The 16,615-nt window shown below is 64.3% G+C and carries 16 protein-coding genes and 3 pseudogenes; 12 read left to right on the forward strand and 7 right to left on the reverse strand.

The features are described from left to right. Positions 1–6: 6 nt before the first annotated feature. From JWS14_RS43885 to JWS14_RS43900, 4 genes are all read left to right on the forward strand, one after another. Positions 7–996 (forward strand): PDR/VanB family oxidoreductase, encoded by a 990-nt coding sequence (locus JWS14_RS43885; protein WP_206016574.1) that lies wholly within the window; start codon positions 7–9, stop codon positions 994–996. A gap of 32 nt (positions 997–1,028) precedes the next feature. Then, on the forward strand, positions 1,029–1,856 hold the full coding sequence (locus JWS14_RS43890) for an SDR family NAD(P)-dependent oxidoreductase (protein WP_133987290.1): 828 nt from the start codon (positions 1,029–1,031) through the stop codon (positions 1,854–1,856). A gap of 829 nt (positions 1,857–2,685) precedes the next feature. Beyond that, entirely contained in the window at positions 2,686–3,762 is a 1,077-nt protein-coding gene (locus JWS14_RS43895; protein ID WP_095870638.1) for a porin PorA family protein, read from the forward strand. Between the two features lie 444 nt (positions 3,763–4,206). After that, on the forward strand, positions 4,207–4,533 hold the full coding sequence (locus tag JWS14_RS43900) for a hypothetical protein (protein ID WP_241031785.1): 327 nt from the start codon (positions 4,207–4,209) through the stop codon (positions 4,531–4,533). A 484-nt stretch (positions 4,534–5,017) separates the two neighbouring features. Here JWS14_RS43900 and JWS14_RS43905 read toward each other — a convergent pair. After that, a pseudogene (locus JWS14_RS43905) lies at positions 5,018–5,912 on the reverse strand (alpha/beta fold hydrolase). 20 nt (positions 5,913–5,932) lie between these two features. Here JWS14_RS43905 and JWS14_RS43910 point away from each other — a divergent pair. After that, positions 5,933–6,208: pseudogene (locus tag JWS14_RS43910) on the forward strand (response regulator transcription factor); the annotation flags it as partial. A gap of 362 nt (positions 6,209–6,570) precedes the next feature. Here JWS14_RS43910 and JWS14_RS43915 read toward each other — a convergent pair. Next, positions 6,571–7,332 carry a class I SAM-dependent methyltransferase gene (locus JWS14_RS43915; protein ID WP_206016575.1) on the reverse strand — a complete coding sequence of 254 codons (762 nt, stop codon included), beginning with the start codon at positions 7,330–7,332 and terminating at the stop codon, positions 6,571–6,573. A gap of 108 nt (positions 7,333–7,440) precedes the next feature. Between JWS14_RS43915 and JWS14_RS43920 the strand changes: the two genes are divergently transcribed. Next, positions 7,441–8,007, forward strand: coding sequence for a TetR/AcrR family transcriptional regulator (locus tag JWS14_RS43920; protein ID WP_241031787.1), 567 nt, complete (start codon positions 7,441–7,443; stop codon positions 8,005–8,007). 914 nt (positions 8,008–8,921) lie between these two features. Here JWS14_RS43920 and JWS14_RS43925 read toward each other — a convergent pair. Further along, the gene (locus JWS14_RS43925; RefSeq protein ID WP_095870643.1) at positions 8,922–9,623 is read right to left on the reverse strand and encodes a TetR/AcrR family transcriptional regulator; all 702 of its coding nucleotides are present in this window, start codon (positions 9,621–9,623) and stop codon (positions 8,922–8,924) included. A 26-nt stretch (positions 9,624–9,649) separates the two neighbouring features. Between JWS14_RS43925 and JWS14_RS43930 the strand changes: the two genes are divergently transcribed. From JWS14_RS43930 to mihF, 5 genes and pseudogenes are all read left to right on the forward strand, one after another. Further along, on the forward strand, positions 9,650–10,480 hold the full coding sequence (locus JWS14_RS43930; RefSeq protein ID WP_208328759.1) for an oxidoreductase: 831 nt from the start codon (positions 9,650–9,652) through the stop codon (positions 10,478–10,480). 79 nt (positions 10,481–10,559) lie between these two features. Next, positions 10,560–10,694, forward strand: coding sequence for an excalibur calcium-binding domain-containing protein (locus tag JWS14_RS43935; protein ID WP_133988036.1), 135 nt, complete (start codon positions 10,560–10,562; stop codon positions 10,692–10,694). A 641-nt stretch (positions 10,695–11,335) separates the two neighbouring features. Beyond that, a pseudogene (locus JWS14_RS50760) lies at positions 11,336–11,843 on the forward strand (IS21 family transposase); the annotation flags it as partial. Positions 11,844–12,168: 325 nt separating this feature from the next. Next, positions 12,169–12,660 carry a helicase associated domain-containing protein gene (locus tag JWS14_RS43940; protein WP_095870715.1) on the forward strand — a complete coding sequence of 164 codons (492 nt, stop codon included), beginning with the start codon at positions 12,169–12,171 and terminating at the stop codon, positions 12,658–12,660. Between the two features lie 362 nt (positions 12,661–13,022). Further along, on the forward strand, positions 13,023–13,337 hold the full coding sequence (gene mihF, locus JWS14_RS43945; protein ID WP_206016576.1) for an integration host factor, actinobacterial type: 315 nt from the start codon (positions 13,023–13,025) through the stop codon (positions 13,335–13,337). Positions 13,338–13,366: 29 nt separating this feature from the next. Here the strand turns inward: mihF and JWS14_RS43950 are convergent, their stop codons facing one another. Further along, complete coding sequence (locus JWS14_RS43950; protein WP_133987298.1) at positions 13,367–13,732, reverse strand: histone-like nucleoid-structuring protein Lsr2; 366 nt, start codon at positions 13,730–13,732, stop codon at positions 13,367–13,369. A gap of 431 nt (positions 13,733–14,163) precedes the next feature. Between JWS14_RS43950 and JWS14_RS43955 the strand changes: the two genes are divergently transcribed. Then, complete coding sequence (locus JWS14_RS43955; RefSeq protein ID WP_133987300.1) at positions 14,164–14,367, forward strand: hypothetical protein; 204 nt, start codon at positions 14,164–14,166, stop codon at positions 14,365–14,367. 600 nt (positions 14,368–14,967) lie between these two features. Here the strand turns inward: JWS14_RS43955 and hadA are convergent. The 3 genes from hadA to JWS14_RS43970 form a co-directional block, all read right to left on the reverse strand. Then, on the reverse strand, positions 14,968–15,483 hold the full coding sequence (gene hadA, locus JWS14_RS43960) for a (3R)-hydroxyacyl-ACP dehydratase subunit HadA (RefSeq protein ID WP_415651138.1): 516 nt from the start codon (positions 15,481–15,483) through the stop codon (positions 14,968–14,970). Beyond that, a complete protein-coding gene (locus tag JWS14_RS43965; protein ID WP_206016577.1) occupies positions 15,464–15,760 on the reverse strand; it encodes a class I SAM-dependent methyltransferase in 297 nt (98 codons plus the stop codon). Before JWS14_RS43965 ends, hadA begins: the two co-directional genes overlap by 20 nt. Positions 15,761–16,197: 437 nt before the next feature. Further along, on the reverse strand, positions 16,198–16,350 hold the full coding sequence (locus JWS14_RS43970) for a hypothetical protein (protein WP_206016578.1): 153 nt from the start codon (positions 16,348–16,350) through the stop codon (positions 16,198–16,200). Positions 16,351–16,615 lie beyond the last annotated feature (265 nt).

The following is a 16,615-nucleotide window of genomic DNA, read 5'->3' on the forward strand; positions in this document are numbered from 1 at the left end:
GGAACCGTGACAACACACAACGACAGCGACTTCGACACCGTCGTCGAGGATGATGAGTTCGATGTCGTCGTCGAGCGCATCGAGCCCGCCGCCACCGACGTCAAAGCGCTCGTCCTGCGACCGGTCACCGGCACGACGCTTCCCACCTGGACGCCCGGATCACACATCGATGTCCTCCTTCCGTCGGGAACGGTCCGCCAGTACTCCCTGTGCGGCGATACCTCGGATCACGACGCGTGGCGGATCGCCGTCCTTCGGGAACCACCGGAGAAGGGCCGTGGCGGGTCCGAGTACATCCACAACGCCCTGCACCCGGGATCGAAGTTGCGAGTGGGACTACCACGCAACAACTTTCCGCTCGTCGAGTCGACTCGATACCTGTTCATCGCCGGTGGCATCGGGATCACCCCTGTCCTCTCGATGATCGCGCACGCCGATAAGCAACACCTCGACTGGCGGCTCATCTACGGTGGCCGGAACGCCGAGTCGATGGCCTTTCGCGACGAACTCGCGCGGTACGGCGTCCGGGTCGAGATCGTTCCCGAGGACCGCACCGGCCCCCTCGACCTGGGCCATATGCTCAGTATTCCGCGGTCCGACACCGCGGTGTACTGCTGCGGTCCCTCCGGACTGCTCCAGGCGGTCGAGGCAGCGTGCAGTTCCTGGCCGGACGGCTCGTTGCACCTGGAACGATTCGTGCCAGCCCCATCACAACCGGAGTCGGGCGACACGGCCTTCGAGGTTGTCCTCGCCAAACAGGGCCGCACGTTCGTCGTACGACCGGGCGAGACGATCCTCCGCACACTGGAATCGAACGGGGTCGATGTCCTCTCGTCCTGCCAGCAAGGAATGTGCGGACGCTGCGAGCAAACTGTACTCGAGGGCACTCCCGATCATCGAGACGAAATCCTCACCCCCGAGGAACGAGCAGCGGGCGAATACATCCTGATCTGCGTGTCCCGGTGCCACGACGACCGGCTGGTACTGGATCTGTGATTTCACAACATCATTCGACAAGGAGTAAGCAAATGGGCCGTGTAGAGAGAAAAGTCGCCATCGTCACCGGTGCAACCAGTGTCGAGCCCGGAGGCCTCAACATCGGTGGCGCAACCGCGACCGAACTGGCCGCAGAGGGCGCCCGGGTAGTCCTGGCCGATATCAATGTCGAAGGCGCCGAGCGACTCGCAGCAATCCTCAACGAGCGTCACGGAGACAAGACCGCACTGGCGGTCGGCATCGACCTGCGACACGAAGACCAGATCCAAGATCTCGTACAGCGCACCGTCGACTATTTCGGCGCACCCGACATCGTCGTCAACAACGCCGGCATCTTCCCTGGCGACGACGGTGACGTCGCCACCATGGCCATTGAGGTGTGGGACAACGTGATGGCCGTCAACGTCCGCGCGGCGATGCTGCTCACCAAGCACGCGCTGCCCCACCTGCGCAAAAACGGCGGCACAATCGTGAACACCTCATCCACCCACGCCTTCGCGGGTGACAGCAGCCTTACCGGATACGGTGCGACCAAAGCCGCGCTCATCGCGCTGACGAAGTACACCGCGACCCAGTACGGGAAGGAAGGGGTGCGCTGCAACGCCATCTGCCCGGGTACCACCACCACTCCCCCTGCGCTGGCACTACCCCAGGAGATCAAGGACATCTACGTCGCACATACGATGCGCCCGACGCTCAACGGCCCGACCGAACTGGGCAAGGTCTTCCTGTTCCTCGCCTCCGACGACTCGCGCGGCATCAACGGTGAGGTGATCCGGGTGGACGGCGGTCTTCTCGCCCATCAGCCATTCGTCCCCGACATGCACAGGCTGGGCATGGTCACAGCACCGGATCAGTAACCGCCCACCATCACCCTCCCCTCGAACCTGCCCCTCACCCCTTCCTACGTGGGCAACCGACTGCCGGCTCCGGCGTCGACTACTTCACGCGCGGAAGACGGTGTTTCCAGGATGAGCTCGACAATCCGGCAGGGACGTCCGTCGAATCGTCCACCGCGCATGTCACCGATGAGCAGGCGTTCCGAGCGTGTAGTGCCTCGCCGGGATCCGGGTAGGCCGTCACCCACGTCGTCCCTACCCGGATTCGGCCGACGAGGCTTCAACAGGTAACGATCGCCCCGCCCTGCGACTGACGAGCCCAACAGACCGCCCAAATTGAATTCAGGAAGCGAGATCTTCAGTATTGCGGGGCTGTTCACGAGCTCCTGGTCGGCTATTCTCGCGGCCGCGACCGAAAATGCCGCGTCGGTACCCGACGGCGTCTCCGACATCGTGCCGGAGACTCGGTAGGGTCGCCAGTTCTGTCCCAGTATGCTCGCATTCCTCTGACGCATCCGAGTGAGTGCCTGCCTGGAGTGCGCCCAGCCCTGAAGTCAGGCCCGCCCTCGGCAATACAGACATCCACCGATCTCGAGGTGTTCTGCGTTACCCGGATCGATATCAGCCCTCTCGCGTCCGCAAGGACCCCACGATCGACAGCCGCATCTCGTTGTGCTGCGCGTGACCTTTTGCGGCGCACGTCGACAAGCCCCCTCAGCTGCCGTGTATCCCACAGCCACTCACTATCCGATTTGCCGACCGTGGCCGGACCCCTGCCGCGCGGTGCGATTGCAGTTTCCCTTTCCCCAAGGGGTTCGAAGCCCATCTGCCCGAGACACGAAGGAAACAAATGACGAAAATCCGAACGTCGTCGATCGTATGGCTCGCGATCGGCGTACTGATGATCGGCTCCGCCATGCTCGTCAGATGGGTGGTAGTTCCCTCGCTGAGCAAGTTGCCGGCCGACTTGGCTCAAAGCCAGAAGTACGAGGGCACGATGAGCGCGTTGAATCCTGAGGCATTCGCTGCCAACGATCTCACGAATCTCATCACACCTGATCTGCCGATCACCGCGAACCGGTCACTGACTGTCGAAGCCACGGACGGCGACACTGCGATCGTCACCAGCAACTCCACGCTCACGCTGCCCGACGGGTCGACGCAGAAGGACGTCCACAGCTATGCCGTCAGTCGTGTGGACTATCGCCCCATCCAGTTGTCTGCTGAGCAACAGCAAACTCTGGTTCCCCCGAACGCGCAGAACACCTTCGAGGACCACGAGGGCATTGCCTTCAGTTTCCCGATGAATCCTCAAACAGACGGTTACTTACTGTACGACTCCGTTACACGCAGCGGGCAGCAGGCAAAGTTCATCAGTGAGGGCACCCGCGAAGGTCGCTCGGTGTACAACTACGAGGTCAATGCTTCCGGGCCGATCACAAGTCCCAGCGTGATGGCGCAGTTCAAGGACTTCCCGCCGCAGCTTCCGAAAGCGGTGATCGCGGGATTGCTTGGAGCCAACATCGTCCCTTTGGATGCACGAGCGATCTTGCACGACAATCTGGCAGGCCTGCCCGACACTGTCGACATCGGCTTCGGCAGTTCCAACGCAGTAAAGCTGGCAGTTGACACACAGTTCGGTGCGCCGCTGGACGTGGATCAAGTTCAGAGCATGTACGTAACGGTTCCTGTCAACGGCGTGAACGTTCCTGTGCTGCCGTTGTCGACGGTGCGGCTGCTGACCGCCGACAGTGAAGTCACCAAACTTGCCGACAACCTTTCGGAGAACGCCACGCTGCTGACAACCCTCGGAGTATGGCTGCCTGCCGTCATGGCGGTCGTCGGCCTCCTTCTGGTCGTACTCGGATGCAAACGATGGCGTCGCCCATTGGGCAAGGACACCGAACGACGCCTCGCGCACGTCTGAGGAGCGCGAAGGCTGACGCTGCCGCCGTATCGGACAACGCCAATGAGTCCGGGAAGCTTCGTAAAGACCTAAACCAAGTTGATCCGTAAGGCTCAATAGTCAGCGCTCGACCCTTCGATGCGCCGAACACATCAACCGGCCGGCCACCGAGTCGGAGCACCGGGGCGTCGACCCGACACCCATCCAGACGCGTGAATCGACGGTACCGAGGGAAATTACTTAGCAAAAAGAGTTAGCACTCCTACCACTAGAGTGCTAAATTCTTATGGGGTCCAGGTCACAAGCTGGAGACCCTCGACCGAGTCGCAATCATCGACCATCGAAACGGCCTCGAGCACACCGTTCTCGTTGCGCCCGAACAGTTCTTGAAGACGCTTCCGGTCTCGTCAAACCAATTTGCCCCGTCGACCCACTCGTCAACCGTGAGAAGCGAGAAGGAGGACCATGACCGCCGCCGTCCCCGACAGCCCCGGCGCCGACCACCGCATGTGTTCCTCCCACGACGACAACGGGATACGGAAACAGCACGGGTCGCGGCTGCCCGCCGTGTCGATCACCCTCGGCATGCTGTCCGTTGCGTCGTTCTGGTTGGTCGGACTCGGCTTCCTCCTGGGGGTGACCGCAGTGGTCTGCGGCGCCGTCGCCACCTCGCGGTCCGCGGTAGCGGACGACGAGGCGGCATCGTTGCGGGCCCTCCTGGGTGTCGTTGCCGGCGCAGCGGGTATCACCGTCTCCGCGATCGCCCTGTTCCCCATGCTCGCGCACCTGTGAACTGCGAACACGACGGCTTCATCCTTGGTCGCCATCCGGGCCGAACCGCACCACCCCAGCACCACCGCCCTCGGCACAGGTTGCTCATTGAGACCACGACCTCATGCACTATGCGGGCTAAATCACGGCGGATCCGCGGTAATCGTTCGAGACTGTTGAGCTCATCGAGAACATGGTCGACCGCGGTGGTCGGGGTACAGATATCCGTGCCCTCCGAAGCGCGGATCCGGTCGCGTATGTTGGAGACCACGGAGAGTTCACGCTCGAGGTCTGCTGCGGTTCGGTCGCCCACGCCCCCGCCGCCCATCGGATTCGAGAAAATTTCTAACAGTGCAGAATTCGCGGCCATAACCCAATCTGATCGCCTGCGAAAAGTTCGGTCGGATCACCGGTTTCGGAGCCGAATCCGGTTCGCCACTGCAACCGACACCGATGCAGATCCAAACTGATCCCTCGAACGGTTGCGTCCGAGGCCTCGCCGGCGTCAGTGGCGCAGTGCTGCAACGTTCTCGTCGAGAAATCCTTCACCCGCCACTGAAGACATCGTTGTCGTCGCCCGCGACCATATGACCGGCCCCGGTCACGTCGATCAGCTTCGCGGTCGGAATCAGTTCGAGCAGTTCCTTGGCGCCTTCCTCGCTGACCACATGGGACTGCTTGCCACGAACGAGCATCGTGGGAACCGTGACCGCAGCCGCGGCGGCCCGAGCGCGTTCGTATCGCACGATCGAATCCGCTTGGCGGGTGGGTTCGTCGCCGTGACGAAGGAACTTTGGATCCCAATGCCAGAACCAGCGGCCATCCCGCAAACGGAGATTCTTGCGCAACCGCTGCGGGCTGGGCTTACGCACCCGGTTCGGGCTGCCGCGATCGCCGCCGCAGCCTCGTCCAGGCTCGCGAAACCCTCGAGGCCACTGCGCATGAAGGCCATGATCTCCGCGGTACCGCTCGTTTCGACCCTCGGTGCGATATCGACCAAGACCAGACCGCGCGCCAGATCCGGGTTCTCCCCCTGCCCGATCAACGACGTCATACCGCCCATCGAGGCACCGACGAGGACCGGCTTCTCCGCCACCTCGGCGATGATCGAGGTCAAGTCGGCGACCAGTGCGTCGATGCCGTAGTCCCCGTCGGGTGCCCACTGGCTGTCACCATGCCCACGCGCGTCCACGGCGATGGCAGACCAGCCATCCGGCGCGAGGCTGCGACCGGTGTTACGCCAGGAATGCCGGGTCTGCCCGCCGCCGCGCAGCGGCAGAACCAAGCCTTTTCTTTCGACATCCGATCCGCCGACACCCTGGGACGGTGGATCCCCACCGGTCGGCGGCAAGCGTGACACCGTCACCGCGGCATTCGGACTGTGCGACCACGGGATCCATGAAGTTCCTCACCAACATTATCGAGTTGTGCCTACGCGCTCCACGAAGACCAGAAGACACCGCACGGCACCCGCATCGGCAGCCCGACCACCCTGACCAAACGGGAATGGCAGGTCGCCGAGTTGGTGTCCGAGGGACTGACGAACAGAGCCGTCGCCGACAAGTTGGTGATCGCACCGCGTACCTCCCAAGGACGCGTGGAGCACGTCCTCACCAAACTCGGATTCACCTCACGCGCACAAATCGCCGCCTGGGTCGTCGAACAGTCCACGCGCCAACAACCCCAGTCCAGCTAGGAGTACCGCACCCTGAACCGTCTGTAAGTGTTTGTAGTGGCTGGCCCGGGGCTGGCTGGCAGGATCGGTGTCGTCGTCGCGACTGGGTGTGACCCCTGAACCGCATGGCCCTTTCTGGGTGCACTTTCCAGGATCTGTCCACTCGGTCGAGACGGCGACGCCGACCCGGTCTCGCTTCGGTGGCTTGATCAGAAGCCTGCCCGACCCGTGTGCGCGGGTCGTGGCCCGTTACAGGCCTGCCTCGAAGGGGTCGCGGGTAAATATCCGGCGCCACGTCGAGCGCGACATCGCCAGCGTTCACCGCCCTGTCCCCGACAAATCCGAATCGCAATCGGCACAGTCGGGATGACCGGTGTGCCAGGCTACGAACTCCGCCGCAGTCCATCCGGTCTCACGGCGACGAGACATCCGGTCGACGGCTTGACGGGCCGGAACTCAACTCCGGTGAAACCGATGCGATGTAGCGAATCGATGTACCTGCGCACATCGACGGCGGCGAATGGATCCGGCGGCGTCTCTCCGTCAGCCCCATGCCCATGACCGTGACCGTGACCGTGACCGGGGTTGTGGGTGGCGACCCGGGCGAGCGCACGCACCGCGCCGGCGCGGAGACGATCGAGTGGATGCATGTCGGCGATCAGCAACCGCCCGCCCGGGCGCAACACCCGGAACATGTGACCCAGCGCGACCTCTCTCTGATCCTCCGGGATGTGGTGCATCACGAACGTCGAGGTCACCACGTCGAATGACGCGTCCGGAAGGCTCAGCGACTGGGCCGTGCCCAGATGAAAGGTGCAATTGCCGGTGCGGCCCGCGTGCGCGGAGGCATAGTCGATCATCGGCCCGGACGCGTCAACGCCCTCGACCTGACCAGTGGGGCCGACCCGGTCGGCGAGCGCGCCGGCGAATCGTCCGGGCCCGCAACCGATGTCCAGCACGTGATCACCGCGGCTCGCCCCGCTTTCCGCCGCGAGCGCGGTGTCGAGTCGTCGTCGGCGTCCGCCGAAGAAGACCGTGTTGAAGAGGTTGTATCCGCGGACACGGGTGATGAGAATGCCCGGTGGCGTTTCGTTGGCCGGCCCGGGTCGACGATGGGTGGACTGTGATTGTTCGGTATCGGACATGAGTTCAGCATTTCCCCAATAGCATTGCCGGACCAGAACCAAATGGCCCGGATGCGTCCGATTTGGAACAGTTGATCGCGAAATGTTCGGTAACGACGGGAGCAGCCGATGGTGAAGTCAGCCGATCGCCGTGTTCGGCGGACGAAGGGGCTCCTGCACCAAGCTCTGATCGAACTGCTGCTGGAAAAGGGATACACCCGCACCACTGTCCAGGACATCCTCGACCGCGCCGATATCGGGCGATCCACGTTCTACAGTCACTACCGGGACAAAGACGACCTACTCGTGGTGAGCTGCACCGAGTACCTGCGCGCGGCGGTGCACAAACCCGGGGCAGACGCTGCCCGGCTCTGGGAACCGGTGCAGACGATGCTGCAGTTGGCCGAGCAGCACCGCGAGCTGTACCGGGCGTTGGTCGGCAGACGCAGCAGCGGCGTGTTGCTTCGTGCAACGCAGCAGATGGTCGCAGAGATCCTGGCGGAGAATCTTCGCGGCCGACTCGACATCGACGACGCCGAGATCGACACGACGCTGACGTTCCTGTCGTGGGCTCTGGTGGGTGTGCTCGGCTCGATCGCCGAAGACTCGGTATCGGCGTCGGACGCCTTCTCGACTTTCGAGCGCCGCCTCGGCCACGGACTCAGCGCGCGAAGATCGATCTCGGCACCAGAGTGATGGATGCGTGAGGGCGTGGTCGCAGACGACACTGACCCTTACCCGTTCCTCTGTCATTCAATCCGTCACATTGGGGCCGAGGTACGTGGTTGTGACACCGATCGTTTCGTTGTCGAGCTCTACGTACGGCAGCTGTGGATCGCTGCGGACTGGGCGGTTCCGGAACCGGTGTGGGAGCAAGCTCTTCGAACGCCTTCACCACAGCGACGAACGGGGCGCCGGTTGATCGGTCGAGTGGCATGCCATCGGTAGCGAACGCCTCGTTGGATAGTTTGCGCTACGTCGGTCGTCTGTCCTTGGTTCGTTCTGGGCGCCAGCTCATGAGGCATCACGAGAGGATCGCGGCGCGGGTGTGCGGTGTGGGTTCCGCTTGCGAGAAGACGCAATTCATCCTCGCCCGCCGATAGACCCTCCCGCCCGTCTTCCACTCTTCGGGCTTGACCTCGAGAATGGTTGATGTCTTACGGTGTGTGGACAACCAATTCGGAGGTGCGCGGTGTCAGTCGTCTACCGCGTGCGACAAGTTCGTCGCTCCTGATCAAGCCGGAGAGGAGTTCTGCTCTCCTGTCCGCCGGACACACCTGGTCCTACGGGATCAGCCTGGGTTCATCGCGGACTATCTGCTCGAACAGATCGCCGGTCCGGGCCGATGCAGGACGTCGCGCGGTAGTTCGGGGTCCGATTCCCGATTGGAGAAGCGGCGGCGTTCGGCAAGGAACAACCATGCACCGCGAGCGTGCCATCGGCGCAACGAAGGGCGTTCTCCGACTCAGGGTCCCACCAGCGCCCATGTTCCGGCCCCTGTCGATCTGCGGGAGTTGCGCTGACTGAAACGACTGAGGTTTGTCGACCGTTGGCGCGACCGGTCGAGGCCTCCACGGCGACATCCCGCCCTTCGGATTGCAGGCGCGGTGTCAAGCCCCTTTCGCGTCTCCGGGACACCCTCCGTCTGACATCGGCTCGGCCCCTCGGAGGACGGTGGTGACGGCTTTGATGAACTCCTCCTCGATGTCGGTCCAGTCGCGATCGAGCTCCTGGGCGAGGCGGGGATAGCGCGCGGCCGCTGCTTCCAGTAGCCACGCGGGCGGTGCGGCGGGGCGGTTTGCCGGTCCGGTGAGCAGAGCGAAGGTGTGAGCGAGGCCGTCGAGGAGCAGGGCGGTGTGCATGGGGTCAGGCACCGAGCCGCGGTCCAGCTCACGTAAGAGCAGGTCTATCCACGCCAGTCGTTGCGGGTAGCGAGGCATGCCTGCGGCGCGCACGTCGGCGAGCCACGGGTGGGTCCGGTAGCGGTTCCACAACTGCTGTGCCCAGGCCAGGGCTCGGGCGCGCCAGTCACCCTCGCCGAGCTGGGGGGCCGGGCCCACGGCGGCGTCGACCATGATCTCGACGAGTGTGTCCTTGGAGTCGATGTAGCGGTACAGCGCGGTAGTCGTCAGTCCCAGCTCAGCGGCGACGGCCGCCAGCGACACCACGGTGAGGCCGTCGGCGTCAGCCAGTGACATTGCGGCGGCGACGATGTCATCGACGCTGGACCGCGCCTTGGGCCCCCGCGTCGTGGGCGGGTCCAGTCCCCACGCGGAGCGCAGGATCCGGCTCCCCATGTCTTGACTGCGCATGTCGTTCACAGTAACGTAATGGAACTGTGAACGACATTGACAGTAAGCGGGCCGTCCTCGTCACCGGAGCATCCTCCGGACTCGGTGCCCGCACTGCCCAGATGCTCGCTGAGCAGGGTTACCCGGTAGTGGGCGCAGCTCGCCGCGTGGAGCAGATAGCCCAACTGGCCGGCGTGGTGCCCGTCCACCTGGACCTCACCGACGAGGCCAGCATCGACCGCGCCGTCGCGGCAGCGCAGGCGGAGTGCGGACCCATCGAGATCCTGGTCAACGACGCCGGGTACGGGGAGTTCGGGTCCTTCGAGGAGACGCCCCTGACGCGGGCGCGTCGCCAGTTCGACGTCAACGTCTTCGGCCTCGCCGCCTTGACCCAGCGCCTCCTGCCTCCGATGCGTCAGGCGCGCCGAGGGCGCATCGTCAACGTCTCCAGCCTGGCGGGGGAATTCAGCTCTCCGATGGGTGGCTGGTACCACGCCAGCAAGTTCGCCCTCGAAGCCCTCTCGGACAGCATGCGCGCCGAGCTGCGCCCGTTCGGCATCCAGGTCACCGTCGTCCAGCCGGGCCCGGTGCGCACCCCATGGCACGAGGACGCCTTGGCATCCCTACAGGAGTCATCCGGGCACGGCGCCTACACCCAGATGGCCGAGGCGGTCGCGGCCTACCACCGCACGAATCAGGACAAGGTCATCACCAGTGACGTCGATCAGGTCGCCGTATCCATCGTCAAGGCCGCGACCACCCCCCACCCCAGGCCGCGGTACCGGGTTGGGCGCGGCGCCGCCGCCGCGGTGGCCATCAGCAAGCTGCCCGACCGCACCTTCGACGCCATGATCCGACGACAGTTCCGCCTCCCCTAGCCACCCGGCAGTCGCTTCGCCACGCCCATGCAGGCAAAGCCGACAACCGCGAGGACGAGCCCTGCGGCGGTCGCCGCACCTGTGCCAGTGGAGGAACCCTCACCGCACACCCCGCCGCGATCGGGCGACGGTAGGTTTCGGCAGCTCACGCCCGACCCCCGGCCACTCGACGAAGCTCGACCGAGACAACGACGGTATCGCCTGCGACAAGTGATGCGGCGGAACATCGTCGACGTCAAGCCGTAGTCGACTGTGCGGGTCACAAGGGGGCACAGGGATCGCCGGGTGCGGTTCCCAGAAGGGAAACAGCTCGGGGATGCCGGCGTCCGGGTGTTGCCGTTGCGCCTGCACGACGAATTCGAGGACCGCCTTTCCGGTGATGTGGGACAGTGCGCAGGCGTCGAGACTCACCCTTCGCCGACGCCACGAACCCGATCCGCTCGGCGTACGGGCCCAGGACCCCGGAATCGACGAACGGAGCAAGGCCAATCCCCCACCGGTTGACGGCAGACTGCAACCCGCTCACGGGTCTCGGTGTCGTACTTCCTCGGTGCTGGCATGACTTCATTCTCCTGGTTCAATCAGGAGTCTCCACTCAACCCAGGACAGTTCAGCATGCCAGCATCTCGACGAAGGCCACGTTCCGTCGAAGTTGAAAGAAGTAGCCACAGCCACATCACGAACTCAGAGGCCACGCACTCCTCATGCCCGTCCCTGTCGGTCACACCGACGCCGCTGAGCGCAAGAACATTCCACGTATGGCGCCGTCGGGTAGCACACCGCCCATTGCACCGGTGCGGCGACAAATCGACCCACTCCGCCGCCGCGTCACCCCACCTCGCCACGTCGACCACGTACGGCGAGGAAACACAATGGGACTGGGTGGACCCGCCGAACCCACCAGCCTCCTGGGGACGGGGTGCGGCGGCGCACCTGCTCGTCGGATCACTCGCCCATTCCGGGCGCTGGTACGGGGTCCTGGCACCGGCCATGACCCAGCGCATCTGGTCGACCGCGTCAGCCGCAGACTCGGGGGCCTGACCCGAACCTGGCGGTTCGATCGGAAGGCGACCGTCTGCCACTCCGACTTCGTCGGGTCACGGCCGGCTTCGCCGGCGTCGCCAAACGCTACGGCGCCTCGATGGCGATTTGCCCACCGCGGTCCGGAAACCGCACAGGAGTGGCGGAGAAGGCCAATCCCACTGCTGCCCAGTGCTGGTGGCGCACCCTGTCCGACGATCTCACCGTCGAACGAGCCCAGCAGAGGTTGGATGAGTTCTGTCGTGTGCGGGGCGACACCCGGCTGCCTCCCACCGCGAACGGAAGGGTGACGGTAGTGACTGTGGCCGCGAGCGAGCAGTTGACGGAGCCGCAGCGCACCAGGATGCAAGCACGCGGAGGTTGTTTCGCCGATCCGGCACCCCAAGGCGTCTTCGCCTCGACTCTTGATTTCCGGCTCACTCCGGTTGCGGGAGCGAAAGACTCCCGACTCTTTTCCACGGCAGGTCTGCGGAACGGCTTCCGGCGCGGCCATGGTGCGCACAACGTCGCGAGGAATGCCCCTCCCCCGAGGCAAGCTCTGCATCACGAGTGCGAGGGCGGGGTGCTGTTATATATGTGACGTGGTGGACATACTGAATGAACGACGATTGGACTACCGGACCCTCATGATTGATGCGGGAGGATCGATGTCGAAGCGACCAGCGCAAGACAGAGCATCACTGTCGCCACTGCGGATGTACGCAGCGTTCCGCCGCACGCACCCGCACGCTCCGATCCCGGACGACTACGTCACCGACAACGGATACCGCCTCGGGCGGTGGCAGACCCGTCAGCGTGTCGCCCGAATGCTCGGAACACTGCCGGCCAGCCGGATCAGCGAGCTCGACGCGATCGGTTTCGTGTGGAGCGAGAACGGGCAACCCCTCCCGGCGGTCGCGAGGACGGATTCGAAGCGTCGGCGCATGTTGACGGCGATCGCCGCCTACCGCGAAGAGCACGGCAACGCTCTGGTGCCCGCCAACTACATCACCGATGATGGCGAGCAATTGGGGCAGTGGCTGTATCGGGCCGTGAAGAAGTGGCGCGCGCACAACCTGCCGGACGAGGAGCGAGCACCGCTAGCATTGCTAGGCGTGTCACCGGCGCCCCGTCCGCGGGGTCCGCGCACGGCGGCATAGCCTCTCACGTGTGGTGCCGGGTCCGGTGCCGATCGCAAGGGTCGCAGCCACCCGCCGGGATCCGTCCGAACCTACCGGGTTTCGCGGTGTCGATTTCGGTGTTGCTGCCGTGCGGTGTCTTTCGCCCCGATCGGCGGCCCTTCCCCAATTCCTGACCCCTGATATCCACTCACTCGTGCCATATCCCACGGTGATCGAAGCCTAAATTGGTTAGCCGAAAATTTTGGATTGCGATGCTATCCGCTTTAAATCGTTCCGCGGATTGTTACGATCGACGAAGTGATGGCCGTTCTTGTTGCCGTTACTGCACGCGCAGTCCCATCCAGCGGCAGTATTTGTCGCGGATACTCGGAGGAGTTCTCATGGCATTGCCCACTTTGACACCGGAACAGCGCGCGGCAGCATTGGCGAAGGCAGCTCGGGCACGGAAGCTGCGCAGCGAACTTCTCTCGGCCGTGAAGTCGGGTGACCTCACAGTGAGCGCGGTTTTCGATAAGGCCGAGTCCGACGACATCGTGAAGAAGACGAAGGTGTCCGCCCTCCTCAAATCACTCCCCGGCGTGGGTCCCGTCAAGGCCGCTCAACTGCTCGAGGAGCTGTCGATTCCCGAGACCCGCCGGATCGGTGGTCTGGGGCCGAATCAGCGGACGGCACTTGTCGACGCCGCCGCGAAGTGACCGGTGCGCTGCAAGAACATGGCAGCGCGTCAGTGAGCTGCGTCGTACGCCTCCACGATGTCCGTGGGGACCCGCCCACGGTCCCCCACCTCGTAACCCTGCTCGCGCGCCCATTCGCGGACCGCTCTCCCCTGGTCGCGGTCGCGCCGTGCCGGCTTCGTCGGGCTACCGCCGGAGTGGAGGGTGCCTGCGGTCCGGTTCTTGCGGCCGCCCACCCTTGTCGCATGCTCAATGTAGTAATCGAGCTTCTTGTGGAACTGTGTCGCATTCTTCGCTGACAGATCAATCTCGTAATCGATGCCGTCGACGGAGAAGGCGATCGTCTCGCCTTTTCCGTCGTCGATGGACGTTCCGTCGATATCGTCGACGTGTTCGACCACTATTTGGCGCGCCATGACCACTCCCTCATTTTCTTTACCGGTCGACTGTACTGCCCGCGCGAGATGACGGCATCCTCGCGATATCTCCGCCAGACCAGCCGACAAAATTGACCGCGGCAATGAAAGACAGCACAATTCCCGATGTACGTCTCTCACATTCGGCGTCGAATTAGCTGTCCTTGCTCTGTTCGGCGAGTTCGAGGACCGATGCCGACCCTCCCGCCGCCATAAAATTGCGTTCGTCGAACACCGCGGACTCAGCCGTGAACGTGTGCGTTGAGTGCACCGAGGACGCCTCTCCGTAGGTGGACAATCGTGACCGGCGAATCTGAATTCGCTCACTACGAGAGGCGCTTTCGCTGTTCGCGCGCCGACAGTCCCCACGGCGACTCCACGGATCCAGGCGTTGTGGTGCGGCACCACGCCGACAGTGCATATTGCTGGACATGCCGAAGTACACGGTGACTTTTCGCAATGGTATATCGAGCGACAAGCCCTTCGACTCAGACTTTCAGGCGATCAACGAGACGCACAGGCCTACCGCACCTCAAACCGGCATCGTCCAGATCCACCGCTACGCGGACGGTGGCGGCCTGACCGACGTGTGGTCTGCCTCGCCCACCGGCCGGGCCGACAGACCGGACGCATGAGCTGGGCGATCACTGTCAATCCCCGACGTCTGCAAGGCAATCGGGCGGGCCGTTCATGCAGGGAACGGGGACGACCCCGCCGACATCGCACGATGAGACGCAACCCGTCACAAGGGAGCGACGCCTCGTCCGTTTCCTACCGTCCCTGCTGTTCGCACGACCAGCTCGGTTCGCTCCGCGCCACCGTGCCGCGTCTGCGGTCCACCGCGGTGACTGTGGCCCCGGGGTCGGTGCACCCCATCGTGGCGGAGCAAGCCCACCGCTACCACACAGATGATGGACGGTCAGCACGTCCCTGCATCCAGCCCGACCTCGCCGAGCCTGATGCAAGAGGCCAGTGACGAACGCACCCGTCGGTCCCCGATCGATGACCGTTTACCGATCAATCACCGGTCACCGATGGTGGCGCGGGGCAGCAACGGCCCGGCGGCGGAGTTCGTCGTGGAACAGGTGGGTGGCGGAGCGGTCGCATTCGATCAGCAGTCGAATACGACTGCAGCACGCCAGTCTCGCCGAGTTCCGGCCTGCATCGACCGGCGGGAACCGGGCGGCGACGACCGCACACCCGGAGTGCGAGTGGCCGTTTGGGGCTGCGGGTGGTTACGGCCGAGGTGGTCGCGTGCGTGGGGCCGTGTCCGGAGTGTGGGCGACCATGGTGGTCCAGGTGGTCTGCATGAGGGTGCCGTGGACGTCGGTGATGACGTTCTTGATCACGATGAGGTCTTGTCCGTGGCTGCGGCGGAACGAATCGACGTAGATGTCGCAGATCAGGCGGTCCCCCACCGTGAAGGGTTTGTGGAATTGCAGGCGCTGCTCGGTGTGCAGGACCTGACTCAGGTCGTAGCCGGTGACGAGGTCGGCGAACACGCGTTGCTGGGCGACGCCACCGAGCATTGAAGCGAAGGTCAGCGGTGCGATCAGCCCGGCGTAGCCCAGGTCGGCGGCGCCGGCCTCGTCCCGGTGTGCCGGGTGCGGGTCGAAAACCGCCCGTGCGTACTCGCGTATTTTCTCCCGCCCGACCTCGTAGTAATCGGGGAGACGGAAATGCCGGCCGACCATGTCCGCAGGATCGGCCGTCTCCGCTGTTGCGTCATCATCACTCACCCGGGCACACACTGCCGATGCCGTCTTGGCCGGGGGTCAATGGGATGGCGTCGATGTGTCCGCTGCCGATGTGACCGGCGGATCCGGTGAGGTGCGTGATGTACCGCTGGTACACCTCCTCGGCGGCGATCGGTACCGCCTCGTCGTGATGTGGGCGCAGCGCCTGCACCCGGTCGTCGAGGGTGCGGGCGTTGTGTGGCTGCAGCGCCTGGATTCGGTCGACGTGGAATCCGGCGGCTTCGCCATGGCCGGAGACCTCGACAGAGTCCGGGACAGGTGATTCCCTCACTTATTCGGTCGAAAATCGTGTGCATGGTCGGCATGATCACGTCATCCATGCCGACAGCATCGGTCCCCGCCACACGGGGCGCATCTCGTCCACGCTGGCGACCGACGCCAGAGCATCCCGCCCTGATAGAAATCCTCGCCGTCCACCTCGACGAGTACCACCTGCTCCCGTCGTATGGGACCTCGATGATGCGCATATCCATGCGTTTGTCTCCCCAAGGCCGGACGTGACCCACTACCAAGACCGCGCCGCGATATCGCCGTTGCCGTTGCGGCGATGATCGTTCCCTTATAAGACCACTCGAACGACGGTGCCTGCCGTGTTATCGGCAACGGCGACCGGTCGGGCGAGCCGGTACATCCTCACCGCGACGTCCCGACCGACGTCCTGATCGGGGGAGCAACCGCAGTCCCGGGTCAGGGCAGCAGATCGGCGGTTCAGGCGGTGCGGCGGGTGGTGTGGGTGGCCGCGCACATCGGGCACCACGTGCGGTCGCCGACGATCCATCCGTTGGTGCGGGCAAAGGCGACCGCTTCGGGCCGGTCGGCGACGGCGACCTCGAAGGTGTGCTCGCACAGATCGCATCGCAATGTCCAGCCATGTCTGCCTGTGGATCGCACCAATGCACATGTAGTCATGTCACCCCCGCGACTTCGACACCGTGCACCCAGCATGACACAACCCTCGCGCCCGTGAGGCCCACGCAAGCGCACGCCGAGCCGTTACACCCCGGACCCGGGACGCTCCGGCACCCTCGGTCTCATCCGCATCAGCAACCAGAAAATGAGGACCCTCGCCTCTCCGATTCTCACGCAGACCATCCCGGCGATGGCCGACAGTTGCGACGGGATACGT

Origin of the sequence: Rhodococcus koreensis, assembly GCF_017068375.1 — a bacterium.
GTDB classification, from domain to species: Bacteria; Actinomycetota; Actinomycetes; order Mycobacteriales; family Mycobacteriaceae; genus Rhodococcus_F; species Rhodococcus_F koreensis.

Excerpts from the sequence above, each read along its gene's own strand:
- JWS14_RS43890 (WP_133987290.1), top strand. The coding sequence starts at position 1,029 with ATGGGCCGTGTAGAGAGAAAAGTCGCCATCGTCACCGGTGCAACCAGT.
- JWS14_RS43895 (WP_095870638.1), top strand. The coding sequence starts at position 2,686 with ATGACGAAAATCCGAACGTCGTCGATCGTATGGCTCGCGATCGGCGTA.
- JWS14_RS43900 (WP_241031785.1), top strand. The coding sequence starts at position 4,207 with ATGACCGCCGCCGTCCCCGACAGCCCCGGCGCCGACCACCGCATGTGT.
- JWS14_RS43915 (WP_206016575.1), bottom strand. The coding sequence starts at position 7,332 with ATGTCCGATACCGAACAATCACAGTCCACCCATCGTCGACCCGGGCCG.
- JWS14_RS43920 (WP_241031787.1), top strand. The coding sequence starts at position 7,441 with ATGGTGAAGTCAGCCGATCGCCGTGTTCGGCGGACGAAGGGGCTCCTG.
- JWS14_RS43925 (WP_095870643.1), bottom strand. The coding sequence starts at position 9,623 with ATGCGCAGTCAAGACATGGGGAGCCGGATCCTGCGCTCCGCGTGGGGA.
- JWS14_RS43940 (WP_095870715.1), top strand. The coding sequence starts at position 12,169 with ATGTCGAAGCGACCAGCGCAAGACAGAGCATCACTGTCGCCACTGCGG.
- mihF (WP_206016576.1), top strand. The coding sequence starts at position 13,023 with ATGGCATTGCCCACTTTGACACCGGAACAGCGCGCGGCAGCATTGGCG.
- JWS14_RS43950 (WP_133987298.1), bottom strand. The coding sequence starts at position 13,732 with ATGGCGCGCCAAATAGTGGTCGAACACGTCGACGATATCGACGGAACG.
- JWS14_RS43955 (WP_133987300.1), top strand. The coding sequence starts at position 14,164 with ATGCCGAAGTACACGGTGACTTTTCGCAATGGTATATCGAGCGACAAG.